We start from the raw sequence: 4055 nt of genomic DNA, 5'->3' as shown, positions 1-4055 counted from the left end.
AATGTATTTACCCATTGTTTTTCCTTGAGTTGCGAATGTTTATGAGGACATTATAACGCCCCAATCTTTAAAATGTCTTATTACATAATGATCACATTTTTTCTCAGAAATCCTATCAAATTCCTTAAGGAAAATTTCGAGATAATCGCTAATACTTAATTTTAAAAAAGGCGACCATTACGGCATGAAACGGATCGGCCAACTCGGTTTAATTGTCCTGGGATCGTTGCTGATGGCTGCGGAACCTATCGTACCGATTCCCCGCAGCGTCCCGCACGATGCGTCAAAAGCTTCGCTCGGCGAAAAGCTCTTTTTCGATCCGATCCTCTCCAAAGACCACAGCGTTGCCTGCGTTTCGTGTCATGATATCTTTTCGAGCGGCGCCGACGGGAAAAAGTTCTCGACGGGTATCCGAAACCTGAAAGGGAGAATGAACGCTCCCACCGTCTTTAATTCCGTATTCAATTTCGCCCAATTCTGGAACGGAAGAGCCAAAACGCTCAACGAGCAGGCCCTGGGGCCGATTCACAATCCCGTCGAAATGGCACTGCCTCTGCCCGAAGCGGCCAGACGGCTGCAAGCACATCCGTATTACAGCAAAGCATTCGCCGCTCTCACAGGGCATCCTGCAGTAAGCCCCAAAGATATTGCCGATATGATTGCCGAATACGAAAAGACGCTCATCACCCCGAACGGAAAATTCGACCGTTACCTCCGTAACGAAGCGCCGCTTTCTGCGCTCGAAACACAGGGATATCTGTTATTTAAAACTCTCGGATGCGTCGCCTGCCACAACGGCGTCAACGTCGGCGGAAACTCTTTCCAGAAAATGGGGGCCATCGTTTCGATACCGTACAATCCCAAAACCGACGACCGCTACGCCCTGACCAAACGTCCCATCGACAAAAACGTATTCAAAGTGCCGACATTGCGCAATATTGCCCAGACGGCCCCTTATTTCCATGACGGAAGCGCTGCAACGCTTAGCGAAGCCATCGCACGGATGTCTTATCACAATCTGGGTTTGACTCTCTCCCCTAAGGAGATCCGTCAGCTCGTTGCTTTTTTAAATACCCTAAGCGGGGAACTTCCGCAGCCTAAAGGCGCGCATCGATGAAACTCTCCGTCAAACTGATCCTGACGATCATACTTGGGCTCAGCGCTCTGAGCGCACTTTTTTTGTTCAAATCGTTTTCCAACGACTATTTCGTCCATCGCAACGCCGTCGAACTGGCATTTAAAGAGATCGAAACGGCGCACAAACAGCTCGATTACCAAATACTGCACAATACTTTTTTTCTGTACACAAACCAAGATGACGTGAACCACAAAATCACCCTCATTACCCATCGGGTTCAATCCCTTCTGCATAACAAGCACATCGTAAACGGTCATCCAGAAACCCTGAAAATGATTCAAAAACATGCCGCTGCGTTCGACATCAAAGTGCAGGCCATCTACGATTTCCAAACCGCCAATACCGTCATCAAAAACTCCACTGCCGCTATTTTGGCACTGCAGCACCGCTTGTTCGCCCTCAATGCCGCCGATTCCAAAGAACAAGAGCTCTTTAGGGAAATCAGCCGTATCAGCGGTACGATTTTGCTTGCCAAAAACGGGATGGACAGCCAGCTGATCGCATCGCTTCATTCCTCGATCGATTCCCTCGCGCACGAACGGCTGCGCGATTCCACAAAAAACGATCTGCTGCAGCGGGCAATTGCGCATTTTCGAGTCATTGAGGAATATTTTCCCCGTTATGTCAGCCATCTCGCGCAAATCAACAATCCGGATGTAATCCTCTCGCTTCAAAAAAGCAACCGGATGTTCCAAGCGGAATCCAATCGTGAACTGAGACTGATAACCTATTTTTCCTATCTGCTGGTTGCTCTTTTCATCATCAGCATCGGTGTGATAACTTTCTTTCTGATCCGAAGCGAAAAAGAGTCCCGGCGTGATCCTATGACCCGTTTGCGCAACCGCAAAGCGTATGAAGAGCGAATACGCCATACCTCCCATACGCTTTCGCTGATTCTGATCAACATCAATAAATTCAAGCATTACAACGATTTCTACGGCGTCGAAGCGGGAGACCGCCTTCTGATCGAAACGGCTCGGCGAATCAAAACGATGCGATTTCCGGGAAATTACGCAACTTATTACCGTCTTGGAGCCGATGATTTCGGGATACTGTTTGAAGAGAGCACCGAGTTCTCTCTCGAAGAAGCGGCCAAAAGCGTCCTGCGTCTTTTTCCCGAACAACCGATTGTGATCGACGGTGAAGTACGTACTCCCTCTCTAACTGTCGCCGCATCCAATATCGCTCCGCTTCTGGAAAATGCCGACATGGCCCTTAAAAGCAAACATCACAACAACCCTATTTTTTATCACGAAGGGCTTAATCTCCGTCAGATCATTGAAGACAACGTCACCAAAGCCAAAGAACTTCGCGAAGCGCTGAAAGAGGGGCGGATTATCCCCTATTTTCAACCGATCATCGACCTCTCGAATCGAAGGGTTGCCAAACACGAAGTGCTTGCGCGCGTCGTTATCGACGGCGGTGAAGTGCGCTCGATCTATCCCTATCTTCACATTGCCAAAGAGTCCCGGCTTTATAATGACCTATCGCGCCTGATCATCACCAAAAGTTTTGCGATCATCGCCAATCATCCCGGCGACTTTTCGATCAATCTCTCGATCGACGACATTGAACACCCTGAAACGGTGGAGCTTGTCACCCGGCTGCTTGAGACATACGAAGGAATCGGAAACAGAATCATCTTCGAGATATTGGAGAGCGAAGCAATTGAAAAATACGAAGGCGTACTCAACTTTATCGCCCATGTCCGCCGCTACGGCTGCCGGATTGCCATTGACGATTTCGGAAGCGGCTATTCAAATTTCGCCCATATTCTGAACCTTGCCGTCGATATTATCAAAATCGACGGTTCGCTGATCCGCCATCTTGATACCGACAGCAAAGCTATCACGATCGTTCAAACCATTGTAAATTTCACCCAAAGCGCTTCGATCCAGACGGTCGCCGAATTTGTCCACAATGAAGCGGTTGCGGATATTGTCCGCAACCTCGGAATCGATGCGGCGCAAGGATTTTACTTTTACGAGCCTTCGCCGTTTCCGATCACGCAAGCGTAATATTCTCTATCCACTCCATCCCCCCGTCCCAGACGATGAGGGCGTCAATGCAGTAATCGCATTCAAGCCGTTTCTTCTGCAGATAGGTCTGGATAGTCCGGTTCAGTTTTTGAAGTTTGGACGGGGTAATATTGTTGACTGCCTGCTCGTAGCTTGCCGCGCTTTTGACTTCGACAAAATGCAGAACATCTTCTTTCAGGGCGATAATATCGATCTCGCCGAAACGGTTATAGACGTTGCGGTCGATAATCCGCATCCCATTGTTTCGCAGATACTCGCACGCGCGCTCTTCGGCGATATTGCCACGAGCGCGGGTATGCACGATTAATCCAGATAGTCGGGTTTGATAACCTCGACTTTGATCGATTTGAACCGGGCGGTTCGAATCAATTCGTCCGATTCGTCCCCGAAGAGAAAATTAATCCGGCTTTTTGAATGGTGGAACGACGTAAACATCGTCCCTTTTTTGATCGTTGTACTCACCTTCACCCGCAACGGGGCGCTCTCACCGTATTCGCTTCGCAGTACGACAAAATCTTTGTATTCGAAGAAATCGGCATCTTCCACGCTGACCAAAAGGGTATCTTCATCGTGCGAACGGTGCAGCTTTTCGCACATATTGGTCTGAGCGGCATTGTTGTAGTGGACAAGAACCCGTCCCGTTGTGAGATAGTACCCGTTATGCGCACTCGCTTTTAGAAGTTCCTCAACCTGTCCGCGCGGCTCATATTGTTTGTAGCGGAACGATCCCAGGCCGTCTTTGGTACGGAAAGCATCGATATGGAGCACCGGAAGATCCTCTTCCTGTACCGGCCACTGAAGGCCGCGCAAGCGGTTGGCTTCCAGTTTTTCGTAACTGGCCCCGCCGAAACGGATCGGGGCATCGATCCGTACCGCTT

General features: G+C 49.3%; 4 protein-coding genes. 2 read left to right on the top strand and 2 right to left on the bottom strand.

The genetic code is table 11. The features are described from left to right. The first annotated feature begins 184 nt into the window (after window positions 1-184). Entirely contained in the window at window positions 185-1117 is a 933-nt protein-coding gene (locus JU82_RS08645; RefSeq protein WP_037949464.1) for a cytochrome c peroxidase, read from the top strand. Then, complete coding sequence (locus JU82_RS11985) at window positions 1114-3156, top strand: EAL domain-containing protein (protein WP_294892662.1); 2043 nt, start codon at window positions 1114-1116, stop codon at window positions 3154-3156. Before JU82_RS08645 ends, JU82_RS11985 begins: the two co-directional genes overlap by 4 nt. Here JU82_RS11985 and JU82_RS08635 read toward each other — a convergent pair. Together JU82_RS08635 and JU82_RS08630 are read right to left on the bottom strand one after the other, a co-directional pair. Next, window positions 3143-3478: a YraN family protein gene (locus tag JU82_RS08635; protein WP_037949462.1), complete on the bottom strand. Its 336-nt coding sequence runs from the start codon at window positions 3476-3478 to the stop codon at window positions 3143-3145. The two genes, JU82_RS11985 and JU82_RS08635, sit on opposite strands and share 14 nt — an antisense overlap. Window positions 3479-3480: 2 nt before the next feature. Then, a partial coding sequence (locus JU82_RS08630; protein WP_037949460.1) for a molybdopterin dinucleotide binding domain-containing protein occupies window positions 3481-4055 on the bottom strand: 575 nt, incomplete at its 5' end.

It is taken from the genome of Sulfuricurvum sp. MLSB (genome assembly GCF_000747095.1).
In the GTDB taxonomy this organism is placed as follows: domain Bacteria; phylum Campylobacterota; class Campylobacteria; order Campylobacterales; family Sulfurimonadaceae; genus Sulfuricurvum.
The sequence above is the reverse complement of the archived record's forward strand: the minus strand, read 5'-3'. Positions and strand labels throughout refer to the sequence as shown.